Consider the following 20,983-nt stretch of genomic DNA (forward strand, 5'->3'; position numbering starts at 1 on the left):
TTATAATACCTGTACGAAATTATAAATCCCCTGATCTCTTTTTATATATAAAAATTATTGTTAGTCACTTTTGATGAAAAATGCCATTTGAACCAGAACGGAGAGGGCAGAAATAACCTGTATAAGCGAAGCGTTCGCCTTTATCACGGGATTTCAACCTTGTAAAGGTTAGAAAAAGAAATCCAGGGATAACAGCGATCAAAAGGTTATTCTGACATCGAAGTGGCAACGTGCAACTTAAAGTTTCATTTGAGTGGCACACATGTAATCCGGAATGAATTATACGCCGATCTCACCCGAAAAGCCATCCTCAATTTCTAGCAAAAACACGCATTTATCTCGCAATTACCTGTTTTTAACGGACTTTCGTCACGTTTTCTTTGTCCCGCATCACCTTAACAGCGAATTTCGGAAGCGCAAGCATCCGGCCAGCCCGGCTTGGTTCACGCAATAAGCGATAAAACCACTCCAGCCTTAACTTTTGGAACAGCATAGGCGCACGTTTGGTTTTGCCCGAAATCACATCAAAGCTACCGCCAACGCCCATGGTTACGGGAACTTGCAGTGCATCTTTGTGTTTGTGAATCCACGGTTCTTGTGTGTCGGCCCCACGTGCTACAAACAACAGATCAGGTGCTGCTTCCCGTATGGAAGCAACAACCTGTTCATCCTCAGCCGGACCAAAATAACCGTCGCGATAACCCACAATACGAATCGCCGGATATTGCTGTTGTAACCGAACTGCCGTTTCTTGAATCACCTCAGGGGTGGAACCGAGTAAATATACACCCCATCGATAGTTTTCTCCAACACGCAGCAATTCATGTAAAAGCTCAAATCCCGGCACTCGCTCAGCTACTGGATCTCCACAATAGTTTGCCGCCCATACGACACCTGTTCCATCAGGAACAATTAATTCCGCAGATTGCATGACTTCCATGATTGCGGGATTTTCCAGTGCAGCCATAACCATAATCGGGTTGGCTGTAATGACTTGATGTGGTTGCTTGGACAGCACAGCTTCCTGGAGAACCTTTACCGTTTCTTTCATCGTCAGTTTAGAAAAAGGAATGCCGTAGATTGAAACGGTAGGTATGGATCCGGTCTGACTCATCTTTATCTCATCCTTTGCGGCCTAAATAGTTAATAATCTGCTGTGCAGGCACTCTGGCTTCCTGCTTCAATTCGGTGATGCCATCTTCATGTTCCTTCAGCCACTGTGATCGTTGATCCAGCAATCCGACGACAGTCTTGGCGAGTTTGTCGCCATCTAGTGAGCTCGTATCCCCTGCTGGTTCACTATCCAGTCGAAGCAAGAATTGATCGATTTTCGGATCATACGAGATACCCACCGGTGGCACATATTGCGAAGCTGCATAGATCAGACTGTGCAGACGCATACCGATGACAAGATCACACTTGCTGACTTCCTCCAGCATAAGCTGAGGGTCGGTCAGATCCTGTGCGATGCTGATCTCACTACCTTTACTGGTCACATCACCGAGCATTTCCATAAGGAATCGTGATGCCTGTTCATCCACTGGCAAATGAAATGGCAGAAAACGCAAGTGCACAGCTCGTTTGGAGCACAGCTTTTTCAATCCGGCAGCAATAGCAGTTAGTTCCTTGCGGTCTGATTCCCAGAACCGTACCGATATGCCTATCACAGGAAGCTTGGTGTGTGCTCCAGATGCAGCTTCCACTCGATTCGCTTGAAAAGTATCATTTGCTGAAACTGCACCTGCCCCACTCTTAACTTTTGTCTCAGGTAATGGCAAGCCCATTACGGGGTCGGGTACAACATGGATCTGATTCCACTGTAGCCCGAGCCCACGCAGGTAATCTGCAGATTGTTCATCCCGAACGGATACATAGGTGCAGCCCTTAAAGACTGATTTGATCATCGGATTAAAAATTTTACGATTCACAGGGCCAATCCCCTGCGCATAGATAAACGTTGGTTTTTTCAGCATCTGAGCCAGCTTGATTACACCCAGATAATAAGGAATGGATTTCAGTCCAGTTGCATCCTGCAATAGACTTCCTCCGCCACTGATTAATCCGTCACTCTCCTTGAGTGCTTCACGGACCTCCTTCAATTTCATACGATTCACGGAGCGCACACCGTACATGGAGGTTGTCCACTCGGGATCACCCGAGAGAACAATCGGTTCAATGGTGACATTCGACCTTTGGCTTTCCTCTTCCAGTGCTGTCAAAATCGACTTTAGCACCGCTTCGTCTCCGCTATTGTGGAATCCGTAATACCCCGAGATGACTAACTTTTGAGAAGTGGTGACCATTTTTTCCAACATCCTTCCGCTACTTGCCACACACCCACAGCAATGATACCGAAGATTAAGCCAAGTCCCAATCCCATCACTCCACGAATGAGTGACAATACAGCCGGCGTATGGATATGCGCGAACGTATCCACCATGGACAACTGTCCAATCGCTGCAATAATGAGCACAAAGATGACTTTACGATATTTTAAAGCGGCGAACACGCCAACGATAAACAGCGGGTGTCCCAGCATAAATTCTTTGAATCTCGGACGTACACCGAACGTATCTTCCAACGTGGTACGCAGGAACATCTCGAATGGTGTTACTGATCCCGAGTTGCCTGTACGGCTCAAGTAATAGTATCCAACAACGGCAGCAACGAGTGCCAAAACAACCATTAACACATTAATTGGCATACGAAGCATTTCTTTAATTTTCTTGATAGAGAACGAACCCGAACCCCGGTAAAACACAATGTAGATCGCTACCAACGCCATAGGTGCAAAGTGCAACAGACTTACGCCGCGGAACTGGTTAATCACCAGACTGTACGTAATGCTGTTAAGCAACGCAATGACAAATGGTACGGCCAGGAACGAAATAATTGACGTTCTTACATATAAAACTACAGTCTGTTTCAAACGACGACCTGCAGATGCGTCGGGTTGACGCTGTTGCTGATAGTTCACTGTTCGAACAGCCAGCACCATGGCTATGGTCGGCGCGGCGATTGCAACAAGCAAGGCAATTCCTTGCTCCAGCAGCGTTGGTTTCAAGAGGAACAATCCTGCACTGCCCACCAAAGCAACCACAAATGCGACCAAGGTCAGTAGTGGGATAAAATAAGAAACCATAAGTGCAATCATGGCAATTGCACCAACAAGAGCAACCAGCTTGGCATAACGCTGAATCGATGAATCCTTCACTGTAAATGCTTCAGCTTGTCCAAGTTCGAAGCCATGTTTAGCCATACGTTCTATCGCATGGCCCGGCTCACCCAGGCTGTTGATCAGATTCTCAATTGGATCTGTAATCATGGCCTTGGCTGTATTCCGACTTGGCGATGCATTCATATAGAGCATACGAATGTTGCGGTCTTTGGTTGCCAGTACAAAACGGTCAGCAATCGTGTCTACGTCCAGATTGGCATCGCCATCACTAAGCGAGTACAGACGCGTAACGTTGTAATCCGTTTTATATGCAAGGGTCTGGAATCCAGACTGCGGTTTCTTTAAGTTCTCAATGGCTGCAAGACCAATATTGTGCTTGTTCAGCAACTGTGCGAATTGGTCGAGACTTTTCATCTCTGCATTATCATTGTACCCTTTCACAGCATCACCATCAAACAAGATGCGCTTTACGCCATTCTCCTCGAAGAAGGTAAGCAAGCGCTCCATCGATTCCTGGCTGTAGGGCACACTGTCCGAGATCCGCGGCAAAATGTAAAAACCTTTATCACGTAGCATCTTCACGGCAACCGGATCGGGCTGCAAAGGCTGCATGTTGGCATTCTCCGGAGGAGTCTGCAATATTAAGCCGCTACGACCTTCATATTCCCATGGTTGCACCGGAATCTGCCGATCAGCGAACGTTTGTTCAATAATAGGGGTATACGTCTGTGCGTTTTCCTCTGATGTAAATAACACATACGTGTAATTTGCGTTAGAAGGAATCACATCTTTGGTCAGGTTCGCGAGATCCTGGCCGTTGTATACCATCAGTCGGCGTGTCTTTCTCAGCTCGTCCAATGTACTTTCGAACACAGCCATCGTTGTAACGCCTGCGTCTTTTAGACGAGTCAATTGTTCATTCATGAAATCTTGCGGATGTGCCTGATACGCGGAGATATCCAGCAGACCCCGATAGTTGAAAACAAGTTCTACCTTTTTGGCAGAAGATTCTGTCTGCACCCGATCACTGATTACAGGGATGGACGCAACCAGACCGATAATAACAACGAGCCACAACCACTTCCGAGAAGCGTTATTCCAATAAAGCCATTTTTGACGCACTACATGTACCTCCTCAAGTGTTGGAACCAAATGCACGTTCAGCTCAAGTAATTCGTTCATTTAACATTCATACAATAGGTTACAAACAGCTTGTGTCAACAAGCCCTGATATATGCCAGTCTATCTACACTTTTATTTCAAAGAAAAACCCCTCCGCCAACCAACCTTACGGTGCGGAGAGGCCTTCTCATGTTCTTGCTCATTGTTGCATTCGTATTATTGTGCGTCTACACGCGACATTACATTGGTCACCAGACGCTCGATCCGGCTTTCCGCATCTTCCAAACTCTCTCCACGAACGGCGAAGTATACTTTGATCTTCGGTTCTGTTCCTGAAGGACGCAAGCAGAACCACGATCCATCTGCCAAAATGAACTTCAGTACGTTTTCCTTCGGAAGACCGTCCAGACCAAGGGAGTAGTCCAGTACATCTTGTACCGCAATTCCCGCTACTTCTTGTGGCGGATTGGAACGCCAATCCGTCATTTTGGCCTGAATCTGAGCTACGCCGTCTTTACCTTTCAGCGTACGGGATTCCAGCTTCTCCAAGAAGTATCCGAATTGGTTGTACAGCTCTTGCAAGACATCATACAACGTCTTACCTTGACTCTTATAGTAAGCAGCTGCTTCAGCAATCAGCATCGAGGCAAGGACAGCATCCTTGTCACGGGCATAGTTGCCGGAAAGGTATCCATAACTCTCTTCATATCCGAACAAGAAGGTATGACTGCCTGTTGCTTCGAACTGGTTCATTTTTTCACCGATATATTTGAAGCCTGTCAGTGTGTTCATCACTTCTGCACCGTAATGTTCAGCAATAACAGCACCCATCTCACTGGTTACGATCGTTTTGACAACTGCGCCATTGCTTGGCAGTGTTCCTGTCTCTTGCAGGCGACTGAGCAGGTAATGTACCATAATGGCACCAGATTGGTTACCGGACAAGACGAAATATCTGCCATCGTTGTCTTTCACGACTGCACCCATACGGTCTGCATCCGGATCTGTTCCGATCAAAATGTCAGCGCCCACGGATTCCCCCAGCTTCATTGCAAGCGTAAACGCCTCGCGTTCTTCCGGGTTAGGGGATTTCACGGTAGAAAACTCAGCATCAGGCTGTTCCTGTTCAGCTACAATGTGCACTTGCTCAAAACCGATCTGCTCCAACACGCGACGTACCGGGATGTTGCCTGTTCCGTGCAGCGGTGTGTATACGATTTTGAAATCACGGCCTATGCCGGATTGGATCAATTCGCGGCTCAGACTGCGACTTGCTACGATATCCACAAACGCCTGGTCTTGGTCTTCACCCAACCAGATCAGGAGCCCCTGCGCTTCTGCTTCTTCTTGCGTCAGCTTCTTCACGTCAGCAAGGGAAGGTACTTCCTGGATGTACTGAATGACTTTTTCCGCTTCATCCGGTACCAATTGACCGCCCTCATGATTGTACACTTTGTATCCGTTGTATTCCGGTGGGTTATGGCTCGCTGTTACAACGATTCCTCCAGTAGCCTTCTGATTACGCACTGCAAATGACAACTCTGGAGTTGAACGCAGGGATGGGAACAGCTTGGCTACAATGCCGTTTCCAGCCAGTACAAGCGCAGCATCCAGTGTGAATTCAGGTGAGAAATGACGGGAATCATGAGCAATGACCACAGAAGGTTTGCCTTCTTGGTCACCATGCTGCTCAAGCAAATAACGCGCAAATCCTTGCGTTGCCCGACCTACGGTGTAACGGTTCATCCGGTTGCTTCCTGCACCAATGACCCCGCGCAATCCTCCTGTACCAAACTCCAGGTTTCTGTAAAAACGTTCCTCCAGCTCTTTCGGCTGATCCTGCAAGTCACGAAGCTCTTGTTTCGTTGCTTCATCAATCGAAGCATCCTCCAACCATTGCTGCAACGTCTCTGCTGCTGCTGTGCTTAACTGTTCCATTCCGATAAACCCCTTCCGTCTATATAAATTCAGGTGTGCTGAGTTACTTCAGCATCTTGCATCATTCGGTTCGTCCACGTTCCGGCATGATGTCAATGCTCACGTATGTAATCAGCTTGGGTCAGACAGTGCAAACATAATCTCGCCTTCAGCGACCACTTTGTCGTCTACCCGGGCGGTTGCTTTACCTTTACCAATGGAACCCTTCAGACGTGTAATCTCCACTTCCAGAATCAACGTATCTCCGGGCACAACTTGTCCACGGAATCGGAAGTTGTCCAGTCCCGCCAAGAAGCCGATTTTGCCTTTATTCGCTTCCAGGTTCAACATAGCCGCTGCACCAACCTGAGCCAATGCTTCGGTGATCAAAACACCCGGCATTACCGGATACTCAGGGAAATGACCAATAAAGAATGGTTCATTAATCGTTACATTTTTCAAACCAACGGCACGTTTGCCATCTTCCATCTCCAAAATTCTGTCCACCAAAAGGAACGGCGGACGGTGCGGGATGATTTCTTGAATCTGTTTGATATCGAGCACAGTGTAATCTCCTCTCGGGATGTTTATATGAGCGTTCTTCATCATGGATTGACTCTTAGCGCTACGGTGGTCGTTACGGTTACGGGTCGTCCTTCTGATCGCTGTTGTCTCCGAATTTTTTTGATCAACCTCATAGAGGTCAAAATTCGGTGACAAAGGCGAGCGCTTCGCTTCTTCTGAACGATTCCGTTCCCTCCACTTACTTCGGTGCTGAAAGGTCAACCCCCACATGACAAAATCAAAAGCTCATATAAATGGGTTTTTAATTTTTAAATTTTGTATGGAAAGCATATTTTCGGTTAACACTAGTTATATCCTTCATGACTGCAGTAGTGAAGGTTAAGATAAGGGGTCTCTCTTCGCGATAACGAATGTCTTTCGCAGGGGAGGCCTCTTTTGTGACGTCAAACGTCATCCATCATTATACTGTTTTCAACGTCAAAAAGAAAACTCCTGCCTGCGCAGGAGTTTTCGCTTAACTCGTTACATTATGGCGCGAACACCAGATTATATACATGTTCCCATGTACTCCATTGCCATACGGAACCGATATCTTGTTTGCCCAGTACCACATATCCAGCTACCATTCCGCCAGCGAGGGCAAGAACAAGCAGGGCCGGGACTAGGAACCATCTAGCGATGCGCCATCCACTCTTCTTCTTCTTGACTTCCTTTTTCTCTGGCTTACTGTTCTGCTGCTGTGTTTCTGTCATCACATTCACCTTTTACGCTCTCATATTGTTGGCAAGACCCAACATGGAATCACTTGAAGTTAGCGCCTTGGCCGCCAGTTGATATGTCCGCTGTCCTTGCATAAGCAAAGACATCTCCTGTGTCATATCCACATTGGATTGCTCCAGATATCCTGGACGGATCAAGGCAGCTGCTTGACGTGTAGCTGCATTAGCGCCAAATACATCATCCTCGGTTAATCCCGCATCCAGGCCAAAGAGGTTATCCTCATATTGTACCAGACCTTCAGGGCGTTCAATGTCTACCACTTGCAGTTGTGCCCCAATGGTTGCGTTTGCCTCATTACCGCGTCGGATTAACAGGTTGCCATTTTCATCAAAAGCAACTTTGCTATTATTCGGTGCCGTAATACGATTACCTTGACGATCCAGGGCAAAGTGGCCTTCACCATTGACCATCACCATCATATCTGGTGCATTTGGATTAGCTTTTGGTCTTGTATCCGGTACAAAATGAAATGCACCCTGACGTGTCCACATTTTCTCCCCGTTCGCTTCAACTGCAAACATGGCATTCCCCTCAATGGCCAGATCGGTCGGAAGGCCGGTCTCGTTCAAAGGGCCTTGAGACATATCCTTTGTCACATCCGCCAAACGAGCACCAAAACCGAGGTTATATCCCATCGGTGTGGAGCGTCCATCCAGTTTATACTTGTCCGGTTGTTGTTGCACCCGGGTCAGCACATCCTCGAAGGCTGCTTGCTTGCTCTTATAGCCTGCCGTATTCACGTTGGCAATATTATCGGCAATGACATCCAGTCGTTGCTGGATGGCAGTCATGGAAACCTTGGCACTAATCATGGAATTATTCATCGGTGGTTTACCCTCCCCTGGTTCTACCCTCCCAAACCCTCCCTGGTAGGGAGGGCCCCAGATGGCGCTGCCCTCTGGACTCCCGAAACAGGCGGAGAGGGTGCGTGGGGTACGATCTTGCTAAGTGACGGTGGTGTGTGTGCGCCGCGACTGCCCAACTAATATTTACGCCATGGTTTCACATGGCTAAATATCAGTTGGGCACGCTCTTTGTGCGGCGAGTAGCTACGCGTGGTCTCTTCCCTGCTTTGCTTCGCAAAGGACTGTCGAGACCGTCGCTTCGCTCAGGTACTTCTACGCATTCCTCGCATAGGCTCGGCTGCGTCTAGGCTCTTGCGCTTCGCGTGGTCTCTCCCTGCTTTGCTTCGCAAAGGGCTGTCGGGACCGTCGCTTCGCTCAGGTACTTCTACGCATTCCTCGCATAGGCTCGGCTGCGTCTAGGCTCTTGCGCTCCGCGTGGTCTCTTCCCTGCTTTGCTTCGCAAGGGACTGTCGAGACCGTCGCTGCGCTCAGGTACTGCCACGCATTCCTCGCATAAGCTCGACTGCGTCTAAGCTCTTCGCTCCGCGTGAGCCTCTCTGCTTTGCTGCGCAAAGGGCGTTTGGCTCTCCGCTGCGCGGTTATATTTAAACGTCGGCGTTATACACGCCCGACTTCATTGACGGCTTTATCCAGACTGCGGTCGTAGAATTGTACGACCTTCTGGTTTGCTTCATACGCACGGAATGCGGCGTTCATATCAACCGTTGCCTGTGAGGCATCGACATTCGAGCCTTCCAAGTATCCCTGACGGATCTGCACATTATCTCCTGCAGCCATCATCCGGGCTGTTGCCCCGTTTGCATCGCTGAGACTGAAATTGCCATCACCTTGACGAACCAGTTGATTCGGCTGGTCAATGACACTAATCCCGAGAGTAACCCCTGTCGGTGCACCGCTTGCTGCATCCACCAAACGGCCTTGCTCATCCACTTTAAATTGCTCTACGGAACCTGTCAACACTATAGGTTGTCCATTATTATCCAACACCTGTGAACCTGTTGAGCTCAGCAATTGTCCCGTTCCTGTAATCTCGAAGTGTCCATCGCGTGTATATCCGGTGTTACCTTCTGCATCTTGAACTGTAAAATACGCCTGAGGCTGATAAGTTACCGTGCCATCGGCCCGTACAAATTTGCCTGATGCGTCAAACGGGACAGGTTGTCCAGTCTGCGGATCGTTGACCGACATATTGGATGAAATGGAAAAATCATTTTTCTGCCCAGTCTCCATAATAGTCCCCTGCAAATTCATGGACAAACTCTCTTCCGCGAACACCCCCGTGTTCAGCTTGCCCAGCCGCTTTGTTGGAAGATTTGCATCTCCGCCTACCAAAGTAATGAGCATTTCCGGGAAGGAACGGCTTACGCTGTTCACCTGTTTGTATCCCGTGGTGTTCATATTTACGATATTCTGTGTTGCTGTGTCATGGCGGCGTTGTTGCGTAATCATTCCCGCAGTAGCGGTGTACAGACCTCTTAACATGAATTAACCCCTCTCCTCAAGCGCTTGTCCTGCATCGCAGGTTGGCTGCTTGTCCGTTCTGCTTTCCGAGCATGGCGAACCTTTGCTTTTTATATCGGCAGATTAGAACTTTTTCTTAACCACCTGATCCAAATTATTAAGCATAATGCCTGTCCCCTTCACGACACAGTGCATTGGATCTTCCGCAACCCATACCGGTACATGCAATTCATTGGACAAAAGCTCGTCCAGTCCGTTCAGCAATGCACCTCCACCTGTCAATACAACACCACGGTCGATAATGTCCGCTGACAATTCAGGCGGTGTACGTTCCAATACTGACTTCGCTGCTACGATGATGGATTGCACAGAATCCCAGAGTGCTTCCTGTACTTCATTTCCCGATACCGTTACGGTAACAGGCAGACCGGATACCATATCACGTCCGCGTATGTCCATCTCGGTTTGACGTCCACCCGGATGTACGGAACCAATCGCAATCTTGATATCTTCTGCGGTCCGTTCACCGATCATAAGCTTGTACTTGGCTTTGATAAACTTGATAATGGCTTCGTCGAACTTGTCCCCTGCGACCTTAATAGAAGAGGCGGTGACCACGTCGCCCATAGACAGGACTGCAACGTCAGTCGTACCGCCGCCGATATCCACGACCATATTGCCGCTCGGCTGAAAAATATCCATTCCCGCACCGATCGCTGCCGCTTTCGGCTCTTCTTCCAGAAACACTTCTTTGGCACCGCTGCGTTCTGCCGCCTCGCGGATGGCCTTCTGTTCCACGGATGTAATGTTCGTTGGTGCACAGATCAAAATTCGAGGGTGGCTGTACCAGCTTCTTGCACCCACACGATTAATGAAATGTCTGAGCATCGCTTCCGTAATCTCGAAGTCCGCAATAACGCCGTCACGCAGCGGTCTAATGGCAACAATGTTACCTGGAGTACGCCCCACCATACGACGCGCTTCTTCCCCAACAGCAAGGACACGTTTCGTATCTCTTTCAATGGTCACGACGGAAGGTTCATCGAGGACAACCCCACTTCCTTTCACGTGAATAAGCACGTTGGCCGTGCCAAGATCAATACCGATATCCTTGCTAAACATAAAAGAGCCCCCAAAGTGATATTATTTGGTCAGCGTATCCTGTGAAAAAGAGTCCCTTATCACGTCACCGCTCGTTCGACAAAGTGCAACATATATATGTAAAAATCGGGCTGATAAGATGTCATAATTCGATCCTGTACCAGCTTTTAACATATCATACTTCAGGGGAGGGATTCAATGCATGTGTGAGCTTTTTGGCCTACGTCTTTGTGAAGATGCTTACGATTTGGCGGAAGCCAACACCTCACGTTTCTTGCCACTCGTTTTTTTGTATTTAATTTTGGTCGCTTCACCGCCCCGCAAATGGCGGATTGACTTGTGATACTCCAAAATGTGTTTCACCTGGTCAGCAAGATCAGGGTTGATTTCCGGCAGACGCTCCGTCAGATCCTTATGCACAGTACTCTTTGACACGCCGAATTCTTTGGCTATGGTACGGACCGTATTCCTCGTCTCAACAATGCAGCGACCAATTTTGATGGTCCGTTCCTTGATGTAATCGTGCACGCTCCCGCCTCCCTACTGTGTGGATAGTTTGGTACATTATATGAGGAGCATGCCTATATATTCGCGGTTTAGAGGTGTGACAAGCTTCGAAGGTCCCATTATTTTCTGAAAAGCACAAAAAGAGCAGAGGTTCAACCCCTCTGCCCATCATGTTGCTGCGGTAAAAATCATTTATTTTTCCGGAAGATATCCTTGCGGGTTAACCGGCTGTCCGTCTTCGTACACTTCAAAGTGAAGGTGGTTGCCAAGCGTTTTACCCAATTCATTGACACCAGCAGATGCAATCGCATCTCCCTGTTTCACTTCATCGTCTTGTTTCACTTTGACGTCTGCCAAGCTTTGGTATACCGTCTTCAGGTTATCGCTGTGTGTGATTTCCACAACTTGACCTGTGAGCGGATTTTGCTCAACCCGGGTAACTTTACCGGCAAGTGCTGCTTTGACTTCAAACGTTTTGTTATCCCCACGTGCCAGATCCACACCCGTGTTCGGGATGAATGTATCATTGTACTGCACCATTGCCGCTTCATGTTCCTCGGTTGAAGCTTCGCTATCATAGAAAGGTTTCACTACCGAAATTTCGGACGGTACCGCTACCGGCCATACAAAATTCTCCGACTTTGCAACAACTTCCACACTTTCTTCTTCTCCGCCTGCTGCTGTTCCTTCTGTACCCGCCGATGCGCCTGTTTCTACTACCCCGCTAGCAGAGTCCGGGTTCATAGCTTTGTCGCCTGTTCCCTGATAGACCCACACTAAGGTTAGTATAATGCCTGCTGCTGCGATGTAGGCTGCCGGGAAGACCCAGCGTTTGGACATTGCTCTTTTCCATGAAGAGGGCTGGCTAGCCGGTACTCCTTGAGTTGTTTTAGGAGTTTCTTCTTGGACTGTTTTTTTGTTTTGTTCATTCATCTTGATCACCTCAGTAACAAGTGTTACCGGGTGCAACTCTTTTATACACGCGCGACTCTAATTATTTTCACGGAGGTTTCAAAGAGTGCTATATATGGAGTGTGTGCAGCTAGTTGGTGCGCCGCTTCGGGGCCAGAAAACCTTTCGACCGCTGGTTACTACCAGATTTCTTCTATCGCCTTCTACAAAAGTGAAATCCGGTAGTAAAGGCAAGTTTACGCTTCCGATGCAGCTTTCTTTCAGAAAGCTTTTAACTTTGTTTCTACAGGTCTTTTCTGTCCCCTGCGCTCTCCATACACTAGCACTCTCCGCATATATAGCCGAATCTCGAAAGCTCCGGAATGGGTGTTGGTAGACTGGTCTGGATTGGCTGTAGAGACCAATCCTTTTATGAAGTGCATTTATCGGTGAGAGCGAAATGATATAAGTTGTGACTGGATAATACAGATTTAAGATGCTCTAGGTTCGTTGAAGTGTGATGTGAGATTAGAGATTGGTGATACACTAATGACTGATGCTTCTAACATACTAATTTAGAAAAAAGCTGGATCTTGATTGGTCACAGTATAGTTTGAAATTCCTTTGTAGATTGGGGACATAAATCAAATTTGTAAGCTTATAACTTGGAAACTTGATTTCAACGTTCTGGTTTTGGTTTTGGTTTTGGTTTTGGTTTGGCTGCTTATTACGAATAGCATGTAGTCAATGACAGCACCCTCAATTTTGCTAATGAATAGATATAAAATATTTCTAACGAACTCAGGCGGCCTTATTGGCGAGGAAATCGCTGCTTAAGAATCCTAACGAACCGTAGACACCCTAAATACTCTTTTTGGCCCTATGATCGCTCCATTACCGTAGTATGTCGTGATATAACGTGTCTGAGATTCGTTAGAATTTCCATTCGTCCTGATATCCTCTGATAAGGCCTCTCAGATTCGTTAGGGCACCAATGGGTTATGGGAAGCTTAGAACAGTTCCAAACAAACTTAAACTGCTGTCCTTCACATACTTTTGCACACATTCTCACATATTCCTACCCATTCGAATTATTTCGCTTTATCCATCCGCATTCATCTCTCCTACTTCGAGGCCAGCATCTTGGATGCCTGTCCGAATGAGATGCCAGTATAGTAGTGTTTGAGAATCTGGGTGGCCGTGTGTCCCTCCTGCGCCATGCCGTTTGCTCCCCACTGGCTCATGCCAACACCATGCCCGTATCCGTACGTTGTAATCTGGACCTCGTCACCTGTGGTCTTCCAACTGAACTGGCTGGATCTTAATCCAAGCAGCTTGCGCACCTCGGGGCCGCTGAATGTTTCACCTGCGATCTGCATTTCCTTAATCCGATGACCTTTGGTTGTAGACAATACTTCCATCCACGTTCCACTCTTCTGGGTGGTAACCGGAATGGCATCCAGGTTCAGTTTCTGCAGAATTTCGTTACGCTTCATGGTAACGGTCTGCTTGTAGCCTGGCGCCAGGGTTTTGTCCCATGGACTGTCCACACTTTGCAGATACGGTACAGCGTTACCCCATACATCCTCCGCATTCTCGGTATACCCATTACTTGTGGAAAAAAAGGATGCGGTGATCGCCTTGCCCTGATATGTCATCACCGTATCTCGACTTTCGCGCACAGCCTGTTGCAGCTTCTCCCATTCCTTCGCCTTCCCTAGGCGAGTCCAATCCGCTTTTACCTGATCTGGCGGAATAAACACCTGATGGCTGACCGTATCCGTCACATCCGCCGCACCTGATGGAACACCGCTTGTATCACTAGCAGCAAGCCTTCGCACGATAAATGTGCGAGCTGCTATTGCCTGCGCCTTTAACGCCTCCAGCCTGAATTCCGCTGGCATCTCAGCAGCCACAACCCCGGTAACATAGTCTTCCAGTGGCAGATTCATCATTGTGCCTGTGGCAGACAGGTATACGCGCACTTTAGGTTCAGGGTAGGTAACAGGAACTGCTGGCACAGGAGCTGGAGTTCTTGTACTGCTGGCATCTGTTGGAGCAGGGATCGGCTTGGGTGATTCGGTTGTCCGCGGCCATACCAGAATGACCGGAATCAGTAATGCCATTGCCAATAAAGCAGATACGCCAGCTGCAGGTTGCCATCGTGTAGCGTTGCGTCCCCATCGGGGTTTTCGTCCGAATGTCCGCATTCGGCGACGCTTCACACGGCGGAATTGGTCCAGCTCAATAACAGGTATATGAATATGCTCAGTTGCCTGCCGGTTCAGCTCATCTGTCGACATCCGTCCTGGGTTTGAACATTTTGCAGGCTGTGATGGAACAGTCCTCAGATTCAATGGGGTAGGCTTGTCTCTTTCCACTCCAGAAACGGTATTCTTCTCCGGCTCTTGCATACCTGGACGAGGGACAAGGGGTACCTTTACCTGTACACGAGCTTCTTTCATTCGACTATAACCCTCCGTTATCTATGGCCGGTCATGTGCCGGTCGTGTTGTTCAAATCCATAGTTTAGGTTATGAGCTAGCTCGATCTGATAGAACCTGATTTAAGAGAAACGAGGCCCTTTTCCTTCCATTCACTCACCTGCTTTGTTTTGCCTTGCATCTCTTACAAATGCTGATCTGTCGCCCAAAATAGGTGTTTATGCGAAACCAAATCCCTAAAAAAGGCGCTCTTTCATTTTGTTCAGAATTGGTACAGAATACGATGTTATGTTATATAAATTAAGACCAGCTATTAATAGAATCAGGTATCAAATTCCTTGTCATCTGCTTAAAAGTAAACACAAAAAAAGCCAAGCCAGATGGCTTAGCTTTATCATTTTTTTACAATATACGTTCCATCGCATTCATAATCCACGCAAGCGTGTGATTCAAAATAGAGGGACCCTATTTTTATTTATTCAATCCAATGTTAAGCAAGAGTTGGTTGCACCTTAAACATCGGTACTTCTTTCTCCACTTTTTCACTAGGTGCTTTGGTTGCTTCCAGCTTAGGCTCATCAACCGAGATTCGATAGATGTCAGCTCCAAGTCCGTTAAGCTTCTCAGCGAGATGTACATAGCCACGGTCGATGTGATGAACACCGCCCACTTCCGTTGTACCTTCAGCAACAAGACCTGCAATTATGAGTGCGGCACCCGCACGCAAATCGGTAGCCGTTACTTTGGCACCCTTCAGTTTGGCATTACCTGTGATGATGGACGAACGTCCTTCAACTTTGATCTCCGCATTCATCAGTTGGAACTCATCCACATGCATGAATCGGTTTTCAAAAACAGTCTCTGTCACAACACTTGTTCCTTCAGATGCGAGCAAGAGTGCCATCATCTGGGATTGCATATCTGTCGGGAATCCTGGGTAAGGTAATGTTTTCACATCCACAGCCTTAAGAGGACGATCTGCGATTACACGCACGCCATTCTCATCCGGTTGGATGGTTACACCCATCTCTTCAAGCTTCGCGATAACGGAGCCTAAATGATCAGAGATTGCACCTTCAATGTACACGTCACCACCAGAGATTGCAGCAGCAGCCATATACGTACCCGCTTCTACCCGATCCGGAATAACGGTGTGTGTAACACCTGTCAGTTTCTCCACACCTTCGATACGGATCACTCCAGTACCAGCACCACGTACGATGGCACCCATTCCGTTCAGGAAGTTGGCAAGATCCACAATCTCAGGTTCTTTCGCCGCATTCTCCAGAACAGTTACGCCCTCGGCCAATGTTGCAGCCATCATAATATTTTGAGTGGCACCTACGGAAGCCACATCCAGATAAATTTTCGCGCCACGCAACCGTCCTTGGCTACGAGCTTCGATATAACCTTGGCCCAAGCTGATCTCTGCGCCCATGGCTTCAAAACCTTTCAAATGCTGATCAATAGGCCGTGTACCGATGGCACATCCACCAGGAAGTGAGATTCTTGTATGACCCATTCGAGTCAACAAAGGCCCCATGACCAGGAAAGACGCCCGCATTTTACTTACCCATTCGTACGGGGCTTCACAGGAAGTAAGCTTCTCCGCATTTACGGTAATCACTTCGTCCCGGTATGTAACTCCCGCTCCCAGCGATTCCAACACCTTGTTAATCGTCATCACATCGTCTAGAGGAGGCGCGTCAATAATAACGCTTTGTCCTTCTTCCCCTAAGAGAGAGGCAGCGATGATCGGAAGAACAGAATTTTTAGCGCCGCTAACTTTGACACTTCCGGTCAACCTTTTGCCACCGCGGACGATAAATTTGCTCATCATGGTTCCCTCCGCGCTTTTATTCCCTTTTCTTCATTCCGGAATACGTAAGCCCCACTGTGTGTAGAAAGGACTGTTGCTGTGTGTGGAATTTCGACATATTCTGGCATATTGCCACAGATGTCTGTTCAGAAAAGAATTGGTTTTTATAATCCATATCAATGATACCATGTGCCGTGCGTCTTGCTAATCAGCATGTAAAATTAGTGTCTTACAAGCCAGCAGAGCATCAGAACAGACAGAGTGGGATGGTTATTAGCCGGTATGAACCGGATATCCCGTTTATAACTACAAAATAAGTGAACAATTGTGAATTCCCTAACTTCCATCATAACATTGTTGAATTGTACGATACAAGCATTTTTACATAAAACATCTCAAATTCATCCAATTTTACGTCACATTTTTTTCTTAATTTCTTTACCGACAACTCATACTCTAATTGTTAACACAATTAATCGATGTTATTCGACAATGAGCTCCTTCAAGGGCCTAACAGATGATTAACCAACCATCTCAACATTAAAACAAATTACGCAACATTTGAGTCCATGACAAGTAGTCAATGACAAAACCAGCAACGGCATGCCCCAGAATGATGGCGAGCAACAAATGTAACAGTCTTCCCTGAGCACCTCGTGGTTGTCTGATGATTAAATCCAGCTTGAGATTTTGCAAAGCCCACCAAGACAACGCAATACATAAAAGGGAGACGATGATTGAGACCAAGCCATTGGTGCTTAACGCCTGATTCACCTGATTCGTCAGATCAGTATCCATATATTCTTTACCTCCACATTTGTTGCAGCGATCAGCATATCATATGCCCGACACCCATAACTTGTTAGTACACTGGAATGTCTTAAGCACAACATACTGAGCGTACTGTCAGATTTACTCCTGCCAGGCAGGAATCTCCTGATGCCCAAAGAGCGAGCAGCAACAATCCGGCTGTGCAAGACTATGGAATCTACTACGCAGCTTCCTGCTTCTGCTGACTCTATGGAATATAGGCTCTTTCATCATACATTGTCAATTACATTGATTTCCACTTCTCAAATATTTTAATTTTAAAATGCCGGGATTTTGTGACTAAAACGACATAAAAGAGCGCTATTTCGATATCGATTCTGTCATTTCCTCGGAAATAATTTTAATTTTCTCATGAAAAAAATGGTTCTCTTAGTGGTAAATACGCCCACTACTTTAGTCCTATATTCTATTCAAATCCTCATCATAGGTGAATAATTTGCTTAAAATACTTCTGTTTACTGAAGGAATATGATGGGGTTTTGTGGTCAGCGATTTTGATATATTCGATAAAACAATTCTATCAGACAAACTCAAAAAAGCCCGGCAGACTAAGCCGCCGGGCTTCCAAGAATCGTTTATTTGCCAAAAACGTTAATCCGGTTAACCGCTTTTTGCAGCGCAATCTCTGCACGACGGTGATCAAAGTGGTCCTGATTGCTTTGGCTTGCAAGCCGACGTTCTGCCCGCTCTTTCGCCGCACGCGCACGATCCACATCAATGTTTTCCGGGAATTCAGCACTCTCTGCGAGTACAACAACCTTATCTTTACGTACTTCGATAAACCCGCCACCGATAGCAACTTGTTTATTTTCTTTTCCGTTACGAATATAGATTGGTGAAATCTGCAAAGGTGTAACCATAGGAATATGACCAGGCAGAATGCCCAGTTCCCCTTCAATACCACGAGCCGTGATGCTATCCACTTGTTCTGAATACACCAGACGCTCAGGTGTTACAATCTCCAACAAAAAGGTGCTCAATTCCATCCCTCCTGAAACTATCCGAAGGATAGCCCACATAAGGACAATCCTGGATTCAGACTAAACCAGTGTTTTGGCTTTCTCCACTGCCTCTTCAATTGTACCAACAAAGAGGAAAGCTGCTTCCGGAAGATCATCATACTTACCTTCGAGAATCTCTTTAAAGCTGCGCACCGTTTCTTTAACCGGAACGTATTTACCCGGAATACCGTTAAATGCTTCAGCAACGTGGAAAGGCTGGGACAAGAAACGTTGGATTTTACGAGCACGGTATACAAGCGCTCTGTCTTCCTCACTCAACTCGTCCATACCCAAGATCGCAATGATATCTTGCAATTCATTGTAACGCGCCAAGATACGTTTAACGCCTTGAGCTACGCTGTAGTGTTCTTCACCTACAACTTCAGGGGACAAAATCCGGGAGCTGGATGCCAGCGGATCTACCGCAGGGTAGATACCCATCTCGGAAATTTTACGCTCCAGGTTCGTCGTTGCATCCAAGTGGGCAAACGTCGTTGCAGGAGCCGGATCAGTGTAGTCATCCGCAGGCACGTAGATGGCCTGGATGGATGTTACAGAACCTTTTTTCGTTGAAGTGATACGTTCTTGCAGTTGACCCATTTCTGTTGCCAGCGTAGGTTGGTAACCTACCGCGGAAGGCATACGTCCAAGCAAGGCAGATACTTCTGAACCCGCTTGGGTGAAACGGAAGATATTATCGATAAAGAGCAACACGTCACGGCCTTCTTCATCACGGAAGTATTCCGCCATGGTCAGACCTGTGAGGGCTACACGAAGACGTGCGCCTGGAGGCTCGTTCATTTGTCCGAAGACCATTGCTGTTTTGTTGATAACGCCGGAATCACTCATCTCGTGATACAAGTCATTACCTTCACGTGTACGCTCACCAACACCCGCAAATACGGAGATACCGCCGTGCTCTTGTGCGATGTTGTTGATCAATTCTTGAATGGTTACCGTTTTACCTACACCGGCACCACCAAAGAGACCGATTTTACCACCTTTAGCATAAGGAGCAAGCAAGTCGATAACTTTGATTCCTGTCTCCAGCATCTCTGCTTGGGTAGTCAGTTCATCAAATGCAGGTGCTGAACGGTGAATCGGGTTCTTGTGCTCAACAGCTACGGCACCGCCAGTATCAATTGCTTCGCCGAGTACGTTAAATACACGACCCAGTGTTGCTTCACCGACAGGTACAGAGATTGGTGCTCCTGTATCTAAAGCTTCCATACCACGAACAAGTCCATCCGTGGAGGACATCGCAATACAACGTACTCGGTTGTCACCCAGATGTTTCGAAGCTTCGAGTGTAAGGTTTACACTAACGCCGCTCTCACTTACTGTCGTGATCGTAATGGCATTGAGGATTTCCGGCAGACCGCCGCGATCAAACTCGACGTCAACAACCGGACCCATGATGCTCACAACGCGTCCTTTGTTCATCTTAACGTTCCCCTCCTACAAGCCTGCTACTTTTGCAAAAATAATGTACCGTTCGTTTATCTTTGCTCTGCAAGCCTTCATTAATAAAAAAACGGTTAGCCTTGTGCTGCGTTGGCACCTGCCACAATTTCCGTAATCTCCTGCGTAATCGCCGCTTGGCGGGCACGGTTGTATGTCAATGACAAGTCATTAATGAGTTTAGATGCATTTTTGGTTGCATTACCCATTGCCGTCATTTTCGCACCCAGCTCACTCGCCTTACCGTTCAGAAGTGCACCATAGATCAGTGTTTCCGCATAACGCGGAAGCAAAACTTCAAGTACAGCTTCAGCAGACGGCTCGTATTCGTAGCTTGCCGTTGGTCCTTCCGCAGCAGTTACCTCAGGTGTTTCCATTGGAAGAAGTTTTTCTACCGTAGGAATCTGGGTCAACGCATTCACAAAGCGGTTATAACAAATGTACAATTCATCAAATTCAGCCAGTTCAAACCCATGAACAGCTTCGTGTGCAATGGATTTGATATCTGCAAATGAAGGCGAATCCGACAGATCCGTTGTTGTGGATGCCATCGCCATTTCACGACGTCTGAAGTAATCGCGTCCTTTACGTCCAATGACGAACAACTCGTAGTCATCCTGGGAGTTGTGGCGCTCTTTGAGCGTCTGATTAACCTGACGCAAAACGTTCGCATTGTACCCACCTGCAAGACCACGGTCCGATGTAATGATCAGGTAAGCTGTCTTTTTGACCGGACGGCTCTCCAGCATCGGATGCTGTATGCCTTGCGTGCTTGATGCAATACTAGCTACAACTTCTTTCAGTTTCTCCGAATAAGGACGGGCTGCTTCCGCTTTTTCCTGCGCTTTACGCAGTTTTGCAGCAGCTACCATCTCCATTGCTTTGGTGATCTGCTTGGTGCTTTGTACGCTTTTAATTTGCCGCTTAATTTCGCGCATGCCTTTTGCCATGATTTCACCACCTTAAAGTTTTGACAAAGTCAAAACTACATCGTAAGCACAACCCTACTTTGGCAAAGCCAAAGTTACTTCGTAAGCATTCACTAGTTTTGACTCTGTCAAAACTACATCGTAAACACA

The 20,983-nt window shown here is 47.3% G+C and carries 17 protein-coding genes; all 17 read right to left on the reverse strand.

From position 1 onward, the window contains the following. Positions 1 to 355: 355 nt before the first annotated feature. On the reverse strand, positions 356 to 1,114 hold the full coding sequence (locus NKT06_RS28540) for a WecB/TagA/CpsF family glycosyltransferase (RefSeq protein ID WP_253441316.1): 759 nt from the start codon (positions 1,112 to 1,114) through the stop codon (positions 356 to 358). 7 nt (positions 1,115 to 1,121) lie between these two features. Next, entirely contained in the window at positions 1,122 to 2,303 is a 1,182-nt protein-coding gene (gene csaB, locus NKT06_RS28545; RefSeq protein ID WP_253441317.1) for a polysaccharide pyruvyl transferase CsaB, read from the reverse strand. Continuing rightward, entirely contained in the window at positions 2,279 to 4,300 is a 2,022-nt protein-coding gene (locus tag NKT06_RS28550) for a DUF5693 family protein (protein WP_253441318.1), read from the reverse strand. The genes csaB and NKT06_RS28550 overlap by 25 nt, the downstream gene beginning before the upstream one ends. Positions 4,301 to 4,516: 216 nt before the next feature. Continuing rightward, positions 4,517 to 6,238 carry a phospho-sugar mutase gene (locus NKT06_RS28555; protein ID WP_253441319.1) on the reverse strand — a complete coding sequence of 574 codons (1,722 nt, stop codon included), beginning with the start codon at positions 6,236 to 6,238 and terminating at the stop codon, positions 4,517 to 4,519. Positions 6,239 to 6,349: 111 nt separating this feature from the next. Continuing rightward, positions 6,350 to 6,781 carry a 3-hydroxyacyl-ACP dehydratase FabZ gene (gene fabZ / locus NKT06_RS28560; protein ID WP_105406857.1) on the reverse strand — a complete coding sequence of 144 codons (432 nt, stop codon included), beginning with the start codon at positions 6,779 to 6,781 and terminating at the stop codon, positions 6,350 to 6,352. Positions 6,782 to 7,269: 488 nt separating this feature from the next. Next, a complete protein-coding gene (locus tag NKT06_RS28565; protein WP_210109216.1) occupies positions 7,270 to 7,494 on the reverse strand; it encodes a DNA-directed RNA polymerase subunit beta in 225 nt (74 codons plus the stop codon). A 12-nt stretch (positions 7,495 to 7,506) separates the two neighbouring features. Beyond that, the gene (locus NKT06_RS28570; RefSeq protein ID WP_253441320.1) at positions 7,507 to 8,346 is read right to left on the reverse strand and encodes a flagellar hook-basal body protein; all 840 of its coding nucleotides are present in this window, start codon (positions 8,344 to 8,346) and stop codon (positions 7,507 to 7,509) included. A 639-nt stretch (positions 8,347 to 8,985) separates the two neighbouring features. After that, positions 8,986 to 9,870: a flagellar hook-basal body protein gene (locus NKT06_RS28575; protein ID WP_253441321.1), complete on the reverse strand. Its 885-nt coding sequence runs from the start codon at positions 9,868 to 9,870 to the stop codon at positions 8,986 to 8,988. A gap of 102 nt (positions 9,871 to 9,972) precedes the next feature. Continuing rightward, positions 9,973 to 10,971, reverse strand: a complete 999-nt coding sequence (gene mreB / locus NKT06_RS28580) for a rod shape-determining protein (RefSeq protein ID WP_253441322.1) — start codon at positions 10,969 to 10,971, stop codon at positions 9,973 to 9,975. Between the two features lie 219 nt (positions 10,972 to 11,190). Beyond that, entirely contained in the window at positions 11,191 to 11,478 is a 288-nt protein-coding gene (spoIIID, locus tag NKT06_RS28585) for a sporulation transcriptional regulator SpoIIID (protein WP_024632710.1), read from the reverse strand. Positions 11,479 to 11,649: 171 nt separating this feature from the next. Beyond that, on the reverse strand, positions 11,650 to 12,390 hold the full coding sequence (locus NKT06_RS28590; RefSeq protein WP_253441323.1) for a M23 family metallopeptidase: 741 nt from the start codon (positions 12,388 to 12,390) through the stop codon (positions 11,650 to 11,652). Positions 12,391 to 13,472: 1,082 nt separating this feature from the next. Next, positions 13,473 to 14,813 (reverse strand): stage II sporulation protein D, encoded by a 1,341-nt coding sequence (spoIID, locus tag NKT06_RS28595; protein ID WP_253441324.1) that lies wholly within the window; start codon positions 14,811 to 14,813, stop codon positions 13,473 to 13,475. Positions 14,814 to 15,282: 469 nt separating this feature from the next. Further along, positions 15,283 to 16,629: a UDP-N-acetylglucosamine 1-carboxyvinyltransferase gene (gene murA, locus NKT06_RS28600; protein ID WP_082762960.1), complete on the reverse strand. Its 1,347-nt coding sequence runs from the start codon at positions 16,627 to 16,629 to the stop codon at positions 15,283 to 15,285. A gap of 522 nt (positions 16,630 to 17,151) precedes the next feature. After that, positions 17,152 to 17,409, reverse strand: a complete 258-nt coding sequence (locus NKT06_RS28605; protein WP_124116534.1) for a DUF1146 family protein — start codon at positions 17,407 to 17,409, stop codon at positions 17,152 to 17,154. 608 nt (positions 17,410 to 18,017) lie between these two features. Beyond that, positions 18,018 to 18,422, reverse strand: coding sequence for a F0F1 ATP synthase subunit epsilon (locus tag NKT06_RS28610; protein ID WP_253441325.1), 405 nt, complete (start codon positions 18,420 to 18,422; stop codon positions 18,018 to 18,020). Between the two features lie 60 nt (positions 18,423 to 18,482). Further along, positions 18,483 to 19,886: a F0F1 ATP synthase subunit beta gene (atpD, locus tag NKT06_RS28615; RefSeq protein WP_253441326.1), complete on the reverse strand. Its 1,404-nt coding sequence runs from the start codon at positions 19,884 to 19,886 to the stop codon at positions 18,483 to 18,485. A gap of 95 nt (positions 19,887 to 19,981) precedes the next feature. Then, on the reverse strand, positions 19,982 to 20,854 hold the full coding sequence (atpG, locus tag NKT06_RS28620; RefSeq protein WP_076209796.1) for an ATP synthase F1 subunit gamma: 873 nt from the start codon (positions 20,852 to 20,854) through the stop codon (positions 19,982 to 19,984). Positions 20,855 to 20,983: the final 129 nt, after the last annotated feature.

Source organism: Paenibacillus sp. 1781tsa1 (assembly GCF_024159265.1).
Classification (GTDB): domain Bacteria; phylum Bacillota; class Bacilli; order Paenibacillales; family Paenibacillaceae; genus Paenibacillus.

Excerpts from the sequence above, each read along its gene's own strand:
- NKT06_RS28540 (WP_253441316.1), bottom strand. The coding sequence starts at position 1,114 with ATGAGTCAGACCGGATCCATACCTACCGTTTCAATCTACGGCATTCCT.
- csaB (WP_253441317.1), bottom strand. The coding sequence starts at position 2,303 with ATGGTCACCACTTCTCAAAAGTTAGTCATCTCGGGGTATTACGGATTC.
- NKT06_RS28555 (WP_253441319.1), bottom strand. The coding sequence starts at position 6,238 with ATGGAACAGTTAAGCACAGCAGCAGCAGAGACGTTGCAGCAATGGTTG.
- NKT06_RS28565 (WP_210109216.1), bottom strand. The coding sequence starts at position 7,494 with ATGACAGAAACACAGCAGCAGAACAGTAAGCCAGAGAAAAAGGAAGTC.
- NKT06_RS28570 (WP_253441320.1), bottom strand. The coding sequence starts at position 8,346 with ATGAATAATTCCATGATTAGTGCCAAGGTTTCCATGACTGCCATCCAG.
- NKT06_RS28575 (WP_253441321.1), bottom strand. The coding sequence starts at position 9,870 with ATGTTAAGAGGTCTGTACACCGCTACTGCGGGAATGATTACGCAACAA.
- mreB (WP_253441322.1), bottom strand. The coding sequence starts at position 10,971 with ATGTTTAGCAAGGATATCGGTATTGATCTTGGCACGGCCAACGTGCTT.
- NKT06_RS28590 (WP_253441323.1), bottom strand. The coding sequence starts at position 12,390 with ATGAATGAACAAAACAAAAAAACAGTCCAAGAAGAAACTCCTAAAACA.
- spoIID (WP_253441324.1), bottom strand. The coding sequence starts at position 14,813 with ATGAAAGAAGCTCGTGTACAGGTAAAGGTACCCCTTGTCCCTCGTCCA.
- murA (WP_082762960.1), bottom strand. The coding sequence starts at position 16,629 with ATGAGCAAATTTATCGTCCGCGGTGGCAAAAGGTTGACCGGAAGTGTC.
- NKT06_RS28605 (WP_124116534.1), bottom strand. The coding sequence starts at position 17,409 with ATGGATACTGATCTGACGAATCAGGTGAATCAGGCGTTAAGCACCAAT.
- atpD (WP_253441326.1), bottom strand. The coding sequence starts at position 19,886 with ATGAACAAAGGACGCGTTGTGAGCATCATGGGTCCGGTTGTTGACGTC.
- atpG (WP_076209796.1), bottom strand. The coding sequence starts at position 20,854 with ATGGCAAAAGGCATGCGCGAAATTAAGCGGCAAATTAAAAGCGTACAA.